This is a genomic window from Neobacillus sp. DZ-9 (assembly GCF_059587065.1).
The window spans coordinates 178,480-194,134 of the sequence record NZ_JCAIOL010000003.1; the positions used below are offsets into that span (position 1 = coordinate 178,480).

The window sequence follows — 15,655 nt, forward strand, 5'->3', positions numbered from 1 at the left end:
GTAAACTACTAAAAATTTATCTATGGTACATTGAATTTAGCATTTTACTAAGTTAGAGATAAGAGTTGAGAACATGCTTAATGTGAAAGAAGTCACCAAATTACTAGGTGCCGAGGGTATTACAACGAGCGAGCAAATGGTTATCCGCTGGATCCTCGATGGAAAATTAAAAGCGAAACGTACTACAAATTTAAACATTGATTACGTGATTAAACCCAATGATTTGGCTGCCTTTATTTTAGAAAAAATAATGGAAGAAAATCGCAGAAAATTTGGTGTTGATTACCAGGATTGGGAGAAAACCTTCAAGGAAAACCAGAAATTGAAGGATAAGATTGAGGAGTTAAAAAGTAGTATCCGTATCGAGCAAGCGAAAGTAAGATCTTTGAAAAAAATGCTGCAGGCAGAATATGCTATTTCAGAACCTGCTTCTATCAATTATCAGTCAGTATTAGGATTAGAAGCCAATGCTGACAAAGATTTAGTGAAGAAGGAGTTTAAAAAACTGCTAAAAGCATTGCATCCTGATCGGGGTGGTGACGATCGGCTTTTTAAGGTGTTCTATGAACACTATGAAGCGGCAAAAACGAATTAGCAATAATATTTTTCTACAATTGATAGTAATTACATAATGGATGGTGTCGTTTTATGCAAGATTTTTACTATCTTGATAAAAATCTTGGGCTATTTGTAGATAAGTTTTCTAAGGTACTGGCAGGAAAAACTGAACACAATCGAAAAATATTAAGAAAGACAAATCAGATGTCTTATTAATAAGTTGAAAGGTGGTCATTGTCTTGGCTATGGAAATAACCCTACAACAAATTGTCGAAGGAATCCCGAAGTCCTTGTTAAATGCATCTGATAGAGATTTGGAAGGTTTCCAAAACATCATTGATGAAACGATTAAGTTAAGAGAAGCGCATCGAAACCTGCAAAAAATGGTGAAAAACTTCTCCACGTCTACCATACAGCGCTCATAAAACGACATGTAAAACGGAAGGTGAAAGTCACCTTCCGTTTTTTTTTGTTCAATTACTATACATCTCATTGCCCCGCCGAAGATTAATTCCTCTGCTCGTTTTCAACGTCAACAGTGTGGACAAACATTAGTGTTTATTACCTATTTTTTTATACTCATTTTCTACTAGTCTTGTTTTCTATTATTCCTAATAATAGGGAATAAATCCTTATTATTACATTTTCTGGTTATTTCTATATTCGAAATAATCAGAAAATGCTATTATTTTCCTGTACAGATAAAACATTGAGGGGGTTGAATTTTTGAAAAGAACTCTAGTATTTTTGATTAGTTTTTTATTAACAGCCATTTCAACGACAGCGTACGCAGAACAGCCTGGTTTATCAGATTTTCCAGAACCCATTGATTCCAAGTCCTGGGTCCTGCCTCGAGATATGTCCTGGAGTGATTACCGTCCTGTTCCCGGTATTGACTGGAATACCGCTGATATTCAGCCGGAAAGAGTTATTAAAGGAGCATTAATTATCGTAGATTTCCCTGACCGCGATTTTATTTTAAGTCAGCCTGAAGGTTCGGAGATAGCCGGTAATCCAATTGGCACTGGAAAAGTGCCTCGTGATCAGCTCGGCAAATGGTGGGAGGATTTCCTTAATATGCCTTCCGCATTGAACAACTATCGAACAGTTAATGAATATTGGCGTGAGAATTCCTTCGGTAAATGGAAAATTGAATTGAAGGCGTTCGGTCCATATCGAATGGATGGAAATGAATTTGAGTATGGATTGAATGAATTCGGACAGCAGGTAAACATGCCTGCAGGATTCAAGGGAAGAAACCTTCGTACAGAAGCGGTTCAAAAAGCTCAGGCTGACCTATCTGCCTCCGGTGAAAACTTCGACTTTAGATTTATTGTTCATTCAGGATATGATGAATCTGGTGTTTGGCAGGAACTGGGTGAAATGATGTTCCAAAATGCGGAATCGGTAAGCGCTCCTTTTGGACCTAATGTAACTGGCATGCCAAATTCGGCCGTTACTCGTTATGTCCCTTGGACTTCCTGGTATGCAGCAAAAGGTATTTGGTCAAGCGCTGGCGGTGGCACCTCTATCCAAGGTGAAAATGATGGAATGGGTACTTTCGCACATGAATTCGGCCATATTATGAACCTTGGCGATAACTACAACAATCCATATGGTGTTCCTGTTTCTCGTACCTATTCTGGACCTTGGGAGTTAATGAGCCGCGGCAGCTTCAATGGCCCAGGCGGCCCGCACACAAGATGGATGGTTCCATCTACATTAGGCGCATCAGCCCCGTCACATCATATGCTCCGGAACAAAATCAAGCAGGGCTTCCTGGCACCTGATCAATATCTAAGTTTAGATCGAGACAAGCTTGCCGAAAGCGGTCCTGTCTTTGCGGATATCATCTCTCGTGAGGTGCCGACCGGCAGTCAATTTGGACGGACTGGTCTTCACGGTATTAATATCAGCATGGTGGACAATACACCGGTGAACTCACTGAATGATGATTGGCGTGCCGATATGCAGCGCGGAGCCAAATGGTACAATAATTACACCATTGAAGTTGTTGACAGAGTCGGTTACGATTCATTTGTCCCAGACTCTGGAGTATTATTGGCGAAAACAAAGAATACCGAGTCAGCTCCAAACATTTGGGTGATTGACTCGCATAAAGAGGATATCAATCTGGTCGACTTTAAACGGCCGGACGGTACAACTGCTATGCTGTCTAAAGGTGATTATCAGCAATTAGCCGATTCTCTTTTCAAGGCTGGTACCGAGGCTGGAGTTGTTAGTGAATATAAGGATGAATATAACCGTCTCCATTTCTATATTTTAGGAAAAAAATATGACGCAACTGGTGCTCTTTCCTACCGAGTTGCCGTACGTAATATGGATAGTGGAGGTTCATTTAATCGTGGGGTTGCTGTTGCGAATGGCTCGTCAGAATTTGCCGCACCGGGAAGAGTCGCTCTTTATAATTTTAGTGTGACGAATACTGGAAATAGTAGTGATCTCATCCGTCTGAACGCCAAGACCCAGGCTGGCTGGGAAATCATGTTGGAGAATAACGTTATCAAAATGGAGGCTGGAAAAACGGTTAATGTTCCGGTTTATGTAAAGATTCCTAAGAATAGCAAAACGGGTGTTCAACCGGTGCCTACGGATCTTACTTTAACTAGTACTTCAGAAACAGATCCTGCAAAATCTGTTACCGCCACTCGACGAATTGGTGCTGGGAATGGAAAATAAGATCTTTCCCGAGGCTGAACCAAAAATTTTGGTTCAGCTTTTTCATTTATGTGAGGCCTTTCTTCTCGATTCGCAAATAAACTTGGTGAATTCGCAAATATTCTAGAAATATATTTTTGCAAGATCGTATATTTTTTAATGTAATATTACATCTCACTATAATTTATCAGCGAATCCAAAATCCCTCGTAACTTTTCTCTCTCACATCCGAAAAAATGATTTTCCCTGCATTCGAATGAATTTTTCAACCATCCTATAAATGGAGGTGAATTTTATGCCAAAAAATAATCCGATTGAATACTCCGGAAAGGTTCTGGATCAGCGAAATAACCTGACGGGGCCGGACGATTCGGGCAAGAACGGTTATCCAAAAGCACCAAAACACGTTGTTATACAAGAGTCAAATAGGAAGGAGTGACAAGCATGGATGGAAAGTATAATACAAATGATGATGCCACGGTAGAATTGAAGAAAGCTATGAGTAAATCACCGCCCAGAAAGAACCCGAATATAAGCGATGCTGAATATAAGATGAAGTTTGAAGGAAAGAAATGCTAGGATAAACAAGCAAAGGGCAAGGTTAAACCTGCCCTTTTTGTGACTCATTTTGGATATAGAATTTCATCAATGATCCCATATTCCTTTGCTTCCTCGGCACTCATGAAAAAATCGCGGTCTGTGTCTCGTGCTACTTTTTCAAGCGGCTTCCCTGTCCGCTCGGAAATGATTTGATTAATATGTTCCCTTAGTTTGAGAATACGGCGTGCGGAAATTTCGATTTCGGTTGCCTGCCCTCTCGCCCCACCTAATGGCTGGTGAATCATGATTTCACTATTTGGCAGCGCATATCGTTTCCCCTTCGTCCCCGCCAGCAGCAGCATCGCTCCGAATGATGCCGCCATGCCGGTACAGATCGTTCTAACATCCGGTTTAATGAATTGCATCGTGTCAAAAATGGCAAAGCCCGCTGAGGTGGACCCGCCAGGGCTATTAATATAAAGGGAAATCTCTTTATCCGGGGCATCTGCTGCTAAAAATAATAACTGGGCAACTACACTATTAGCCACGTGATCATTGATTTCATCCCCAATGATAATGATTCTGTCCTTTAATAACCGCGAATAAATATCATAGGAACGCTCACCGCGATTGGATTGTTCGATTACATATGGAATGGTGCTCATCATTTTTCCTCCTTAAAGCATTTAATTGGCTATGCCGCCATACAGAGAGTGCTTGAAGGAGAGTGAGATGGAGTTGGTCGTGTAACGAACTTTGATACGTTAAACATACTTTGTATAGTTGGAATAGCTTGGATAAGAACAGCAGGGTCTTCATTTAATAACGATTCTTTAAAAAGCTCTGTAAGCTGCTCCCGTTCCTCGGTATCCCAGAAAGTATCCAATGAATGAGATTGATCTTCTACTTTTTCCAACCGCTTTTTCGCTCGATACAAATTGGACTTTACCGCCATTTCTGATGTTTCTAAGATGTCGGCAATTTCCTTTATTTGATATTGAAATGCTTCTTTTAACAAAAAGATGATGGCTTGCTTTGGTGTGAATTGCTCAATCAGCATATCGACAGTCTCATCCAATTGCTGGGTTGTTGAAACCTTTTCAATTTCAGAGTCAATCGTTTCATACTTCCTTTTTCTGAGCAAATCAATCAAATGATGGTAGGCAATTTTATTTAATAAAGCTGTGGACATTTTTTGTTGATATTTCAACGCTTTTAGATATGTTTCTTGGGCGATGTCATCGCCATCCCATTTATTTTGAGCAATGAAGCGGCAATATCGCTGCAGTTTTGGATAATGTTCTTTCCAAAATAGATCCTCTCCCTGATGTGGGTCTTCTATGGGGAATGGTCTAAGCTTGTGTGACATGTTTTTTCACTCCTTTAGCACTCTCTACCTTATAAACGTTTTAAGGCAGGGAAAAAGATACGGGGTTATAAAATTTTTTTTTATTAATATATGCGGGTGAAAATTGATTATCTAGGTAATTTACCTTTTGAATTAGGATCACTATTTTGTCCCTTAATACCTATGGTGTATTTTTCTGGAGGACATTCTTTTTTTAGCATTTGGATACTGTTTACCCATATATTTATTCTAAACCACTATTAAAGGGGGAATTGATTTTATGAATCAACAAACCTTAATAATGGATTTAGATGATACCCTCATCCACTGTAGCAAATACTTTAAAGAATCTAAATGCAAATTTGCTGATCAAATGCTTGATTGGTTTCATTCTGCTACGAAAGAAGAGATCCTCCAAAAACAGGTAGAGCTTGAATTAAAAAATGTAGAGGAATTCGGCTTACATTCTTCCTTATATCCAGAATCACTTGATTTAACCTATAAATATTTTTGCGTGAAATACGGAAGAGTCATAACAGATTGTGAAGTAGAACATATACACAGTATCGGTCAGAGTGTTTTTAAGATTGATGTGCAACCATACCCATATTTATATGAAGTTTTGGAAAGGCTGCAGAAGGATGGTCATGATTTGTATTTATTTACTGGCGGCGATGAAGAAAATCAAAGAAGGAAAATTAACCAATTAGGTTTGGAAAATTACTTTGAACAGCGTATGTTTATTTATGAACAAAAAAATTCAGACACGTTGCAAATGGTTCTGGATGAGATTGCGACGGAGAAGTATTCCACTTGAATGGTCGGTAATTCTCTAAAAAAAGATATTAAGCCCGCGATTGAGCTTGGAATTAATGCCATTCATATCCCGGCGGAGTTTGAATGGAGCTATAACATCGTGGATATAGATATTGAACCAAACGGGACTGTGGCGGAATTGCAATCTCTGCTCCAGCTTCCGGAATATTTACGGGATTATGCTTTTTATCAGGTAGCTAAATAACAGAAAAAACCTTGATTCAGTGGCATGAATCAAGGTTTTTTCTGTTACATAAAATAACGCATCGAAATTTGCTGGTCTTTATTCTTTTCGTACAACTTTTTAACCATTTCTTGATGGACTGCGTCACTTACACTCATTTTCCGTTTATTGATGGTAATGGTTAAGAAAAATATATTTAAAGTCATTTTTCGTTCCTCCTTTGTAAAGCTTTATCCTGTATCTTTTGGTTTCATTATAATGTCTGTTATTTTTTACCGAATCGATATTGGGAAGGATTTCTTCTACATTGTTGGTCCTAAAGATTTTGGAACTTTGGTCGTAGAAATTCATTTAAAATGACTGGTCAGTTTATTTTATAGCAAAAAATACACTCCCATTTAAATTCCTCCTCCTTAAATAGACTGTGTAGTCTATTTTAATTTTACCTTATCTTGGCAGGTTTATCAATAATAAATAATAAAAAAGACAAGCATCCAAGCGAATGCCTGTCAAAACTGTCCGCGTGGAGTGGACAAATTACTAATAATGTCTTTTTGCGGTGCCTGACACCTTATTAACAACACAAATATACCCTCTCCGGTCTCCCCACGGTTCCGTAGGCGAGGTCGGCAGCTATTTTTTCTTCGGCTACGAGGTGTTCGAGGTAACGTCTGGCGGTGGTTCGGCTGACGCCAATTTCTTTGGCGACCCGTTCGGCTGTTAGACCCTCAGCCAACTTTTCGAGAACCTCCAGTACCTTATCGAGAGTAAGCGGGTCAATCCCTTTTGGTAAATACCCCCTCTCGCCACTTATCCCTCCCGCTCCATCGCTTTCCTTACGCAAAAGCATGTCCACCTGCTGCTGGGTAACATGGATATTTTCCATATTTAATTGAGTCAGTCTTTTATGATACTCTTGATATCTTTGCAAAGATTGCTTAAATCGCTCAAAAACCACCGGCTTAATGATGTAATCAAATACACCAATGCTAATCGCTTCCTGGACCATTTGAATCTCTTTAGTAGCCGTTATCATAATGACGTCCATTTGTTTTGGATGCTGTTTGGTTTCCTTTAATAGCTCAAGTCCATTCATATCTGGAAAATAAACATCCAATAAAAGCAAATCCGGCTGCAGGATCTCGATTAAGGTCTTTGCCTCCACATAACTTGCAGCAATCCCAACCGTTTGAAACCCTTCCAGCTGTTCCAAAAACCGTTTTTGTATTTCAGCAATCCTTAAATCATCCTCAACAATTAACACTTCGATAGGCTTGTTTCCCGTCATTTTCATTCAATCTCCCCCTTTGCTTGCTTCGGTATCGCCACCGTAAAAATCGTTCCCTCACCCGCACTCGAAGAAAATGTAACAGATCCCCCTAAATCTCTTATCGCTTTTTGTACCAAACTTAAGCCGATTCCGGCATTACTACCTGTATTCTTGGTTGAAAAACCTGCCGAGAAAATTTGGTCCTGATGCTTTGAATCAATCCCTTGCCCGTTATCTTCTACTTCAATAATCAGGTCTTTTCCAAGATCCGTTAAAAACAGCGAAACACGTTTTTCATGCAATCCATTTTCCCTAACGGCTTCAAAAGCATTATTGACTAAGTTCCCTATAATCGTCACTAATGAATCTCTGCTAATTTCAAAAGGGATATCCTTAAAACTGCTCTGTCTATCTATTGAAAGATCAATTTTCAACTCACTCGCTAAACTTACTTTCCCTAAAATGAATCCTGCAATAATCGGATCCGGAATTTCCTGCATTAAAAATTGAATAAACCCTTGGGCCACGTCCACTTCTCTAGAGATAAAATCAATCGCTTCTTTATAGGAGCCAAGCTGGATCAAGCCAAGTAAAGTGTAAAGCCGATTGGAATATTCATGAGTCTGGGCACGAAGCCCTTCCGCATAAGCTTTTACATGTGATAATTCCTGAAGCAGCGAAGCAAGCTCGGACTTATTCCGGAAGCTGGCAACAGCTCCTACGACTATTCCCCGCTTGTTAAAAATAGGAATCCGGTTAGCCAAAAAGACGTCTCCAAAAATAATAATTTCCTGATCATACTCTGCCTGACCTGATTTAACCACGTCATACAGCTTCGTATTTTCAATAACTTCATCAATTTTTTTGCCCCTTAGTAAAATATCATTCGGAACATTCAAAATTTTATGAGCAGTTTCATTTACTACAGTGATCCGACCAACGGTATCAATCGCAATGATCGCCTCATGAATGGACTCTAGTATCGCATGCTTTTCCTGATACATCCAGGCTATTTCCTTTGGTTCAAGTCCGAAAATGGCCCTTTTGATATTAAATGAGATTAGTATTGCAGCAATTAGGCCCCCTGCTAATATAATCAGTGTAGCAACAAAGATTTTTTGTTGTATTTTCGAAACTTCTTTTTGAATTTCAGTCTGAAGATAACCAACCGAAACAACACCAATCACCTGACCACCACTAAAAATCGGTGCTTTTCCTCTTAAAGAGGGCCCCAAGGTCCCTGTCGATTCAGAAATGACTGATTTCCCTTTAAACACACGGTCATTATCTCCCCCAACCATTTTTTGACCTAAACGGACCGGATTGGGATGCGAATATCTGATTTCATTCCGGTTCCCAATGACAATAAATTCAGCCCCAACCTGTTTCCGAATATTTTCAGCAATAGGCTGAATAATGGCAGCTGGATTATCGGTTCGAAACGCTGCTTGTATTTCAGGCATATTGGCAATCGATTGCGCTACTGATAAGGCCTTCGAGCCGATTTCATGCTTCAGATTAGTTTCCATAATATTTTTAAAAGTAAATTCAATAATTGTTCCCATCACAATAATGAGAATGGAGATACCGAGCATTAACTTTGTATGTAATCGCATTCAACCACCTCTAACTCTATCATATTAAAAAAATCTACTATTAAAAAGAGGACAAAAAAATAAAACAGCCATTTTAGGACTGTTTTTATCTTTACAAGCGATAATCTACCATTTTTTTTCTTTTACTTGCTAATTTACCAATGATCAGCCGTAAATCTTTTAAGCCTTCACTTAAACGGGACTTTCGATCTTCGATCATCCTCTTAACCTCATTAGGATTTGGTCCTCCCTGGATCCTTCTCACTTCGACAAAGTGCTCAGAGGATATGATTTTTTTCCATTCCTCCTCATTGAGCGATACATTGGCCAAATCCTTGAGCATGGAATTAATTTCATCCACCTTCCAGTCGAACAATTCTTTTTGCTCTTTACCAGTCCTTCTTGAAAGGGTGCTCGCGATGGAATGGGCTTTTTTAAAGGGAATATCATAGTTCCTTGTCAAGGTATCGGCGAACTCCGTAATAGTGATGCAGGATTTTTCAGACATGACCTTTAAATGCTCCTCGTTCACCTGTAGCGTCATCATAACTGCATACATGATTTTCATTACGCGGTTAGCTTTCGTAAATGCCCGATATAAATGAGGCTGCAGGTCATCTTCAGTATCGACAATATCACCGAAGGGCGTATTATGAATCATTTGGATTGCCACGAGGGCCTCACCATAGGAGCTGCTTGCCAGTGCCCGTGAATGTTCGATCGACACGGGATTCCGCTTCTGAGGCATAATGCTGCTTACTTGGACGTAGGGGTCCGCAACCTTGAATGAGCCGAATTCTCTTGTGACATGCAAGAGGAAATCTTGAATCCATCTTCCGGTATTCACCATACAGGCCATTAAAGCGGTGGATGCTTCCATTAGATAATCAGCCCCCGCAATCGAGTCATATGAGTTTTCTATTACTTTATCAAATCCTAATAATTCACAAGTACGAGAGCGGCTGATTGGAAAACCAGTCGTAGATAAAGCAGCTGCCCCAAGCGGAGACTGATTAACCGTTTCAAATGCGGACCAAAGCCGTTTGATGTCCCGTATCAACACATCATATATCGCCAAGAAATAATGCCCTAAGGTCGTTGGCTGTGCGGGTTGGGTATGGGTATAGGCCGTCATATACGTTTCACTATGTTCTTCAGCCTTCGCTAGTAATACCTCACCCAATTGATAACTACCCTCAAGCAGCTGTAAAAGATGTTCCCTTAACACCAAGCGGTACATAGCCACCCCCATATCATTCCGGCTTCGCCCGATATGAATTTTTCCGGCAAGCTCATCGCCAATTTCCTCAGCTATTTTGGCTTCCATCATGAAAAATAAATCTTCATACTGAGGATCATAAGGGATTTGTGCTGTTTCTGTAGTAGCAACCTTATTAATCCCCTCTAGCATTTTTTTAGCTTCGGCAGTTTCTATGATTCGCTGCTCCTCGAGCATGATTACATGGGCCCGGTGGATATCGAACATGACGTGAAATAAATAATCTCTTTGATCATTAAAAACCGGCTTTAATAATTCTTCGACATAAGTTTTTCCCGGAAAAACCTGCCCTTCCTTTTTAATAAACTCATTATTCATACGTTCCACTCCGATTATTGTCCTTTATTTAATTATACGAATGAATTATTTTAAAGTGATTTTTTTAAAAAATTCTTTCGACACACGAAACAGGATGCTATAATAGCAAATGGATTTACATCAATGTTCGATCAGAAAGGCGTGTCTATGCCTATGTCAGGTAGTAATCAAAAAACTCTATTAAGCTTGTTTTTAGTATCGGTGCTGTGGGGATGCAATTATCCTGTCAGTGCATACTTGCTTAAGGAATTTTCACCCGTGTTTTTGTCCACCGTACGGATCTGTTTTACTTCACTGTTTTTAATCATTCTTGCATTCTCCGTTAAAGGAATGAAGCGGCCAACGAATACGGAGTGGAAATACCTCCTTGGTGTCGGTATCTTTGGAACGCTTCTTAATCAAACCTTTTATTTTACTGGGCTCAAACACACAACACCTGCAAATGCTTCCTTAATCCTTGCGCTTTCTCCCATTGCTACGATTCTATTAGAACGGATTATATTTAAAGTAAAATTAACTTTAAAGAAAGCCTCGGGAGCGTTGATCAGCTTGATTGGCGTATTTTCAATCATTGGGGTTGGAAAAGGTTCAATCGGAATTTCATGGGGCGATTTCAATATTTTAATTGCGATGCTTTGTCTTTGCATCAGTCTAATATTTATTCGGGGATTATCGAAAACGATGAATTCCTTTATTATTACGATTTATGCAACGGTCCTTGGCAGTGTCTTAATGATTCCCGCCGCAGGTGTGGAAGGGATTGTCAGCGGATCGGTCGTCAGCCCTTCCATTTTCATGTGGATTTTACTAATTGCTGCAGGGATTCTCGCACAAGGTGTGGCCGGTTTTTGGTGGAATAAGGGGGTTGCGAAGGCTGGTGCAGGAACTGCTTCCATGTTCATGAATATTCAGCCGTTTGTAGCGATTATTGCTTCTCATTTTATTTTAGGAAACCCGATTTTGATTAGCCAAATTATTGGTGGAATCCTCGTGATATCTGGGGTAACTATCGCGAATTTACCTACTGTGAAACCTTTAATAAAAGCTCAGCCTAACAAAATGGCTTAATTGGATTTTTTTTCCTCGAACATTCTTTTATAAATCACATATCTTAACAATAGGTGGTACACCAAAAATAAGACCGTATCCCGATTGATACGGTTAAATATAACTCTAGAAGGTTATGAATAATCCATCAGCGTCTGCCAACGCAGGTGGATTATTCTTTTTGTGTACTTATATTTCTCATGGACGATCACTCTTTTCTTATGGTAATTGTATTCCCGAATGGTTTAGTTTTGCAGAACACCGCCAAAAAGCCAGGAAACCCAATAATATAATACGACTAAGGTGAATAATACTGCAGGTGGGATGACAACACTTGTGATTTTAACGTATTCCCACCAGGTAATTTTCACTTTTCCCTTTCTAACAATGTGCATCCACATCAGGGTTGCTAGCGTCCCCATTGGAAGAAGTAAAGATCCCATATCACTGCCAATTACGTTCGCCAAGTAGGCTACTTTCAATTCAAGTAAACTTAGATCCATATTCATTAACGTAAGTGTTCCAACCATAAGAGCCGGGTGGTTATTAAAGATATTGGAGAGTACTGATAGAAGAACACCCATCATCACGCTCGCATGCAGCAGGCTTCCAGCAACAATCGGCTCCATGAAACCAATCAGCCAGTCTGTTAAGCCAATATTATTCAGACCGTAAATAATGACATACATACAAAAGGCGAAAACAATGATATACCACGGGGTTTTTTTCAACATATCGATTGGCGGTATTTTTAAATAGGCCCATCGCCAAGCTAGCAGGACCAACGAGCCAAATACAGCCATCAGTGACACTGGAATGTTAAAAAACGAAGCGACGAATAGGCTGACTCGGACAGCAAAAACGAACAAAAGAACATTTCGCATAAATCTCGAGCGATCTTTTTCCGAATTATGCTGAATTCCGGATTTTAGTGGATGGTAGGATTTTAGCGACAATCCTGATACTTCAGTTGGAATTTTTTTCGGCAATACTTTGTAAAAACGAAGGAACAAAAGCCCAACGAGCAGCAGCAATCCAAGTGTTGCCGGTACAAACATCATCGCTGTGTGCAAGTACAGACTCATATGAACAATTTTTAAAGCAATCAAATTAACAATATTACTTACCCCAATCGGAGCACTCGAAGCTGTGGCAATCAGCCCGCCTGACAGTAAGTAAGGGATTTTTTGATGATTTTTTAAGCCCATATTGTTTAAGAGCATGCCTAGAATGGGTGTGGTGATTAAGATGCTTCCATCATTATTGAAAAATAGTGTCATTAGAAAGCACAAAAGGTTGACATACCAAAATAACCGAATCCCTGAGCCCTTGGCCTTCGCCGCCAATTTTTCTGCTACCCAGTTGAAAAAACCAAAGCTTTCTAATACGATCGCCATGACAATTGTCGCCATGATCGTAATAGCTGCACCACTGATAGTGTCAGCAATGATACCAAGGTCAGTGAGTGAAACACTTCCGCTAAGCACAACAATAATCGCACCAATAGAGGCGGGGACGGCTTCATTAATGCCTCTAGGCCTCCAAAGGATAAATCCGAGGGTAACCAAAAAAGTGATAATGGTTATCCAAACGGTTAAATGAAACATTTTTTTCTCCTTTCATCTAGCTGGTAATTCAGAATGTTTCTCTGAGACGACGTACCTCCTAATTTCGGTTAATCCGCTCATGTCCCCCCCTTCCATCTGTCCTTCTTGTGTTCTTGTACTCTATCTATATGTATCTCGCATAAGACAGGCTTTAGGTTTGTACCCTTTTTTCCTATAAATCCACTAGAGTCTAAAAAATATCACTAGTAATTTTTTAGAAATAACTGCTTTGTTAAACTTGTCTGTTGATTTGCGCTCAAGGCGCAAGCGGTTCGCGGGCTCCCCTGCCACGTCCTCCCGCAGGAGTCTCGCGCCTTCCTCTCCAATCAACAGCGTTCCAAAATAAAAAATGACCTTTAAACAGCCAACATAAAAAAGCGAAGCCATAAGCTTCGCTTGGTTAGATCTTTTATCCCTCAACATTAATAACGACTTCTTTCCCTTTTCTCTTCATCATGAACGGTACTATCAGCCAGAGGGCTGTAATTAGCAGGAAGGCCAGTGAAATCGGTCGGGTAAAGAATACACTGTAATCGCCATTCGAAATGGTTAATGCTCTTCGCAGGTTATTTTCAACCATTGGTCCCAATACCAGCCCTAGAACGAGCGGAGCGATTGGGTAGTCGTTTTTGCTTAAGAAGTAACCTGACACGCCACAAGCTAATAAAAGCAATAAATCGTACATCGACACCTGCACGGCGTAAACTCCAAAAATAGAAATCGCGATAATCATCGGAATCAAAAATTGCTTTGGTGTTTGAATAATTTTTGCGAACACCTTTACAAGTGGCAGGTTTAAGATCAACAACATGATATTTCCAATAAACATACTAGCAATCAGTCCCCATGCCACCTGCGGATGGTCTTCAAATAATAATGGACCAGGCTGGACATTGTACATCATTAACGCTCCCATCAAGATTGCCGTTGTTCCAGATCCCGGGATTCCCATTGTTAATAAAGGGATCATCGCACCGCCAGAGGCCGCATTATTGGCGGATTCTGGTGCAGCTACCCCAGCAATCGCGCCTGTGCCAAATTTCGCAGGGTTTTTCGAAATCTTTTTTTCTAATAAATAAGAGAAGAAGGATGCCAGCGTTGCCCCGGCTCCCGGCAAAATACCGACGAAAAACCCTAGAATGGATCCACGGGCAATAGGTGCTGCGGATTCTTTCATTTCTTCCTTAGAAGGGATTAAATTATTAATCTTCGCCATTTCTCCATCTTCTTCTTCTTTTTCTAAAATGGTTTTGAATACTTCACCAAGGGCAAATAATCCAACCGCAATCGTTAAGAATTCAATTCCCTGGTACAGCCATGGCACATCGAAGGTAAAACGGGCAATACCTGAGACACTGTCAATCCCGATGGTTCCAAGCAGTAACCCGCAAACGGTCATAATCAAAGCTTTAGTAACCGATTTTCCAGCTAAACCGCTGACAGCCCCGAGACCCAAAAGCATCAAGGAAAAATATTCTGCCGGGCCAAATTTCAGTGCCACCGCTGATAATGGTTTTGCTAGGAAAATCAAAGCAAGCAACGTGACAATACCTGCAACGAATGAACCAATTGCCGCAATCGATAATGCACTGCCGGCTCTTCCCTTTTTGGCCATTTGATAACCGTCCAGGGTTGTGACAACTGAAGAAGATTCTCCAGGTGTATTTAATAAAATCGAAGTGGTTGAACCACCGTACATCGCTCCATAATAGACTCCAGCCAGCAAAATAATCGCACTAGTCGCCGCTTGCTCGGGCGGAAGGCTGCCAGTGATGGAGGCCGTTACAGGGATAAGTAAAGCGACACCGCTCATTGGGCCGATCCCTGGCAAAACCCCAACAGCTGTTCCAATTAGTACCCCTACGAAAGCAAAAATAAGATTATACCAAATAAGTGCGGTTCCAAATCCTTGAAATAAATAATCAAGTGTACTCATTTTTAGCCTCCTCTCTTAAAACCAAATTGGCCATCCTGGCAGTGTCCCTTTTAACACGTCTACAAATAAAAAATAAACGAGTCCAGAAAAGGCAGCAGATATAATGATGGAGGTCAGCAGCTTAGAACGCTCCATCGTTTGAAAACATACTAGTAAAAATAAAAAGGTCGTAATCACATAGCCGATGGATTCCAGCGTTAAAATATAAATCAAGGTAGCCAGAAAGATAATAAGGAATGGTTTGTACTCTAATTTTTCCGTCTTGCTCTGTCCGCCCTTTGACATATTCGTTTCGAAAAACAAGCGGATACTTAATAACACAAGTATGATCCCAAGTACTAATGGAAAAATGTCCGGTCCTACAACACTTCCATAGGATGAACTTGATAGATGCCTGCTGCCGATGATAAACAGTACGCCAACAGCTAGAAAGACAATGGATGCAATCCGATCAAACTTAATAGCCATTCAAAAATCC

17 protein-coding genes are annotated in these 15,655 nt (G+C 40.3%); 8 read left to right on the top strand and 9 right to left on the bottom strand.

What is annotated here, in order from left to right; all coding sequences use genetic code 11:
• Positions 1–73: 73 nt before the first annotated feature.
• The 5 genes from AC59HZ_RS09315 to AC59HZ_RS09335 all read left to right on the top strand — a co-directional run bounded on the left by AC59HZ_RS09315 (position 74) and on the right by AC59HZ_RS09335 (position 3,816).
• Positions 74–595, top strand: a complete 522-nt coding sequence (locus tag AC59HZ_RS09315) for a DnaJ domain-containing protein (protein ID WP_496545528.1) — start codon at positions 74–76, stop codon at positions 593–595.
• A gap of 202 nt (positions 596–797) precedes the next feature.
• Complete coding sequence (locus AC59HZ_RS09320) at positions 798–983, top strand: hypothetical protein (RefSeq protein WP_496545529.1); 186 nt, start codon at positions 798–800, stop codon at positions 981–983.
• A gap of 301 nt (positions 984–1,284) precedes the next feature.
• On the top strand, positions 1,285–3,258 hold the full coding sequence (locus tag AC59HZ_RS09325; RefSeq protein ID WP_496545530.1) for a M6 family metalloprotease domain-containing protein: 1,974 nt from the start codon (positions 1,285–1,287) through the stop codon (positions 3,256–3,258).
• A 259-nt stretch (positions 3,259–3,517) separates the two neighbouring features.
• Positions 3,518–3,676: a hypothetical protein gene (locus AC59HZ_RS09330; protein WP_496545531.1), complete on the top strand. Its 159-nt coding sequence runs from the start codon at positions 3,518–3,520 to the stop codon at positions 3,674–3,676.
• A 5-nt stretch (positions 3,677–3,681) separates the two neighbouring features.
• Positions 3,682–3,816, top strand: coding sequence for a hypothetical protein (locus tag AC59HZ_RS09335; protein ID WP_496545532.1), 135 nt, complete (start codon positions 3,682–3,684; stop codon positions 3,814–3,816).
• Between the two features lie 44 nt (positions 3,817–3,860).
• Here the strand turns inward: AC59HZ_RS09335 and clpP are convergent, their stop codons facing one another.
• Positions 3,861–4,442, bottom strand: a complete 582-nt coding sequence (gene clpP / locus AC59HZ_RS09340; RefSeq protein ID WP_496546025.1) for an ATP-dependent Clp endopeptidase proteolytic subunit ClpP — start codon at positions 4,440–4,442, stop codon at positions 3,861–3,863.
• 29 nt (positions 4,443–4,471) lie between these two features.
• The gene (locus AC59HZ_RS09345; protein ID WP_496545533.1) at positions 4,472–5,146 is read right to left on the bottom strand and encodes a sigma factor-like helix-turn-helix DNA-binding protein; all 675 of its coding nucleotides are present in this window, start codon (positions 5,144–5,146) and stop codon (positions 4,472–4,474) included.
• 259 nt (positions 5,147–5,405) lie between these two features.
• Between AC59HZ_RS09345 and AC59HZ_RS09350 the strand changes: the two genes are divergently transcribed.
• Positions 5,406–5,942, top strand: coding sequence for an HAD family hydrolase (locus tag AC59HZ_RS09350; protein ID WP_496545534.1), 537 nt, complete (start codon positions 5,406–5,408; stop codon positions 5,940–5,942).
• A complete protein-coding gene (locus AC59HZ_RS09355) occupies positions 5,943–6,146 on the top strand; it encodes a hypothetical protein (RefSeq protein WP_496545535.1) in 204 nt (67 codons plus the stop codon).
• Positions 6,147–6,190: 44 nt separating this feature from the next.
• Here AC59HZ_RS09355 and AC59HZ_RS09360 read toward each other — a convergent pair whose 3' ends face one another.
• The 4 genes from AC59HZ_RS09360 to argH form a co-directional block, all read right to left on the bottom strand.
• Entirely contained in the window at positions 6,191–6,331 is a 141-nt protein-coding gene (locus AC59HZ_RS09360) for a YrzI family small protein (protein WP_496545536.1), read from the bottom strand.
• 368 nt (positions 6,332–6,699) lie between these two features.
• Positions 6,700–7,413: a response regulator gene (locus tag AC59HZ_RS09365; protein WP_496546026.1), complete on the bottom strand. Its 714-nt coding sequence runs from the start codon at positions 7,411–7,413 to the stop codon at positions 6,700–6,702.
• Between the two features lie 2 nt (positions 7,414–7,415).
• Positions 7,416–9,011, bottom strand: a complete 1,596-nt coding sequence (locus tag AC59HZ_RS09370) for an ATP-binding protein (protein ID WP_496545537.1) — start codon at positions 9,009–9,011, stop codon at positions 7,416–7,418.
• A 91-nt stretch (positions 9,012–9,102) separates the two neighbouring features.
• Positions 9,103–10,587, bottom strand: a complete 1,485-nt coding sequence (gene argH, locus AC59HZ_RS09375; protein WP_496545538.1) for an argininosuccinate lyase — start codon at positions 10,585–10,587, stop codon at positions 9,103–9,105.
• A gap of 123 nt (positions 10,588–10,710) precedes the next feature.
• Here argH and AC59HZ_RS09380 point away from each other — a divergent pair, with 123 nt between their 5' ends.
• The gene (locus tag AC59HZ_RS09380; RefSeq protein ID WP_496545539.1) at positions 10,711–11,655 is read left to right on the top strand and encodes a DMT family transporter; all 945 of its coding nucleotides are present in this window, start codon (positions 10,711–10,713) and stop codon (positions 11,653–11,655) included.
• A 224-nt stretch (positions 11,656–11,879) separates the two neighbouring features.
• Here the strand turns inward: AC59HZ_RS09380 and AC59HZ_RS09385 are convergent, their stop codons facing one another.
• The 3 genes from AC59HZ_RS09385 to AC59HZ_RS09395 all read right to left on the bottom strand — a co-directional run bounded on the left by AC59HZ_RS09385 (position 11,880) and on the right by AC59HZ_RS09395 (position 15,645).
• Positions 11,880–13,241, bottom strand: a complete 1,362-nt coding sequence (locus AC59HZ_RS09385) for an arsenic transporter (RefSeq protein WP_496545540.1) — start codon at positions 13,239–13,241, stop codon at positions 11,880–11,882.
• A gap of 409 nt (positions 13,242–13,650) precedes the next feature.
• Positions 13,651–15,177, bottom strand: a complete 1,527-nt coding sequence (locus AC59HZ_RS09390; RefSeq protein WP_496545541.1) for a tripartite tricarboxylate transporter permease — start codon at positions 15,175–15,177, stop codon at positions 13,651–13,653.
• A 15-nt stretch (positions 15,178–15,192) separates the two neighbouring features.
• A complete protein-coding gene (locus AC59HZ_RS09395) occupies positions 15,193–15,645 on the bottom strand; it encodes a tripartite tricarboxylate transporter TctB family protein (RefSeq protein WP_496545542.1) in 453 nt (150 codons plus the stop codon).
• Positions 15,646–15,655 lie beyond the last annotated feature (10 nt).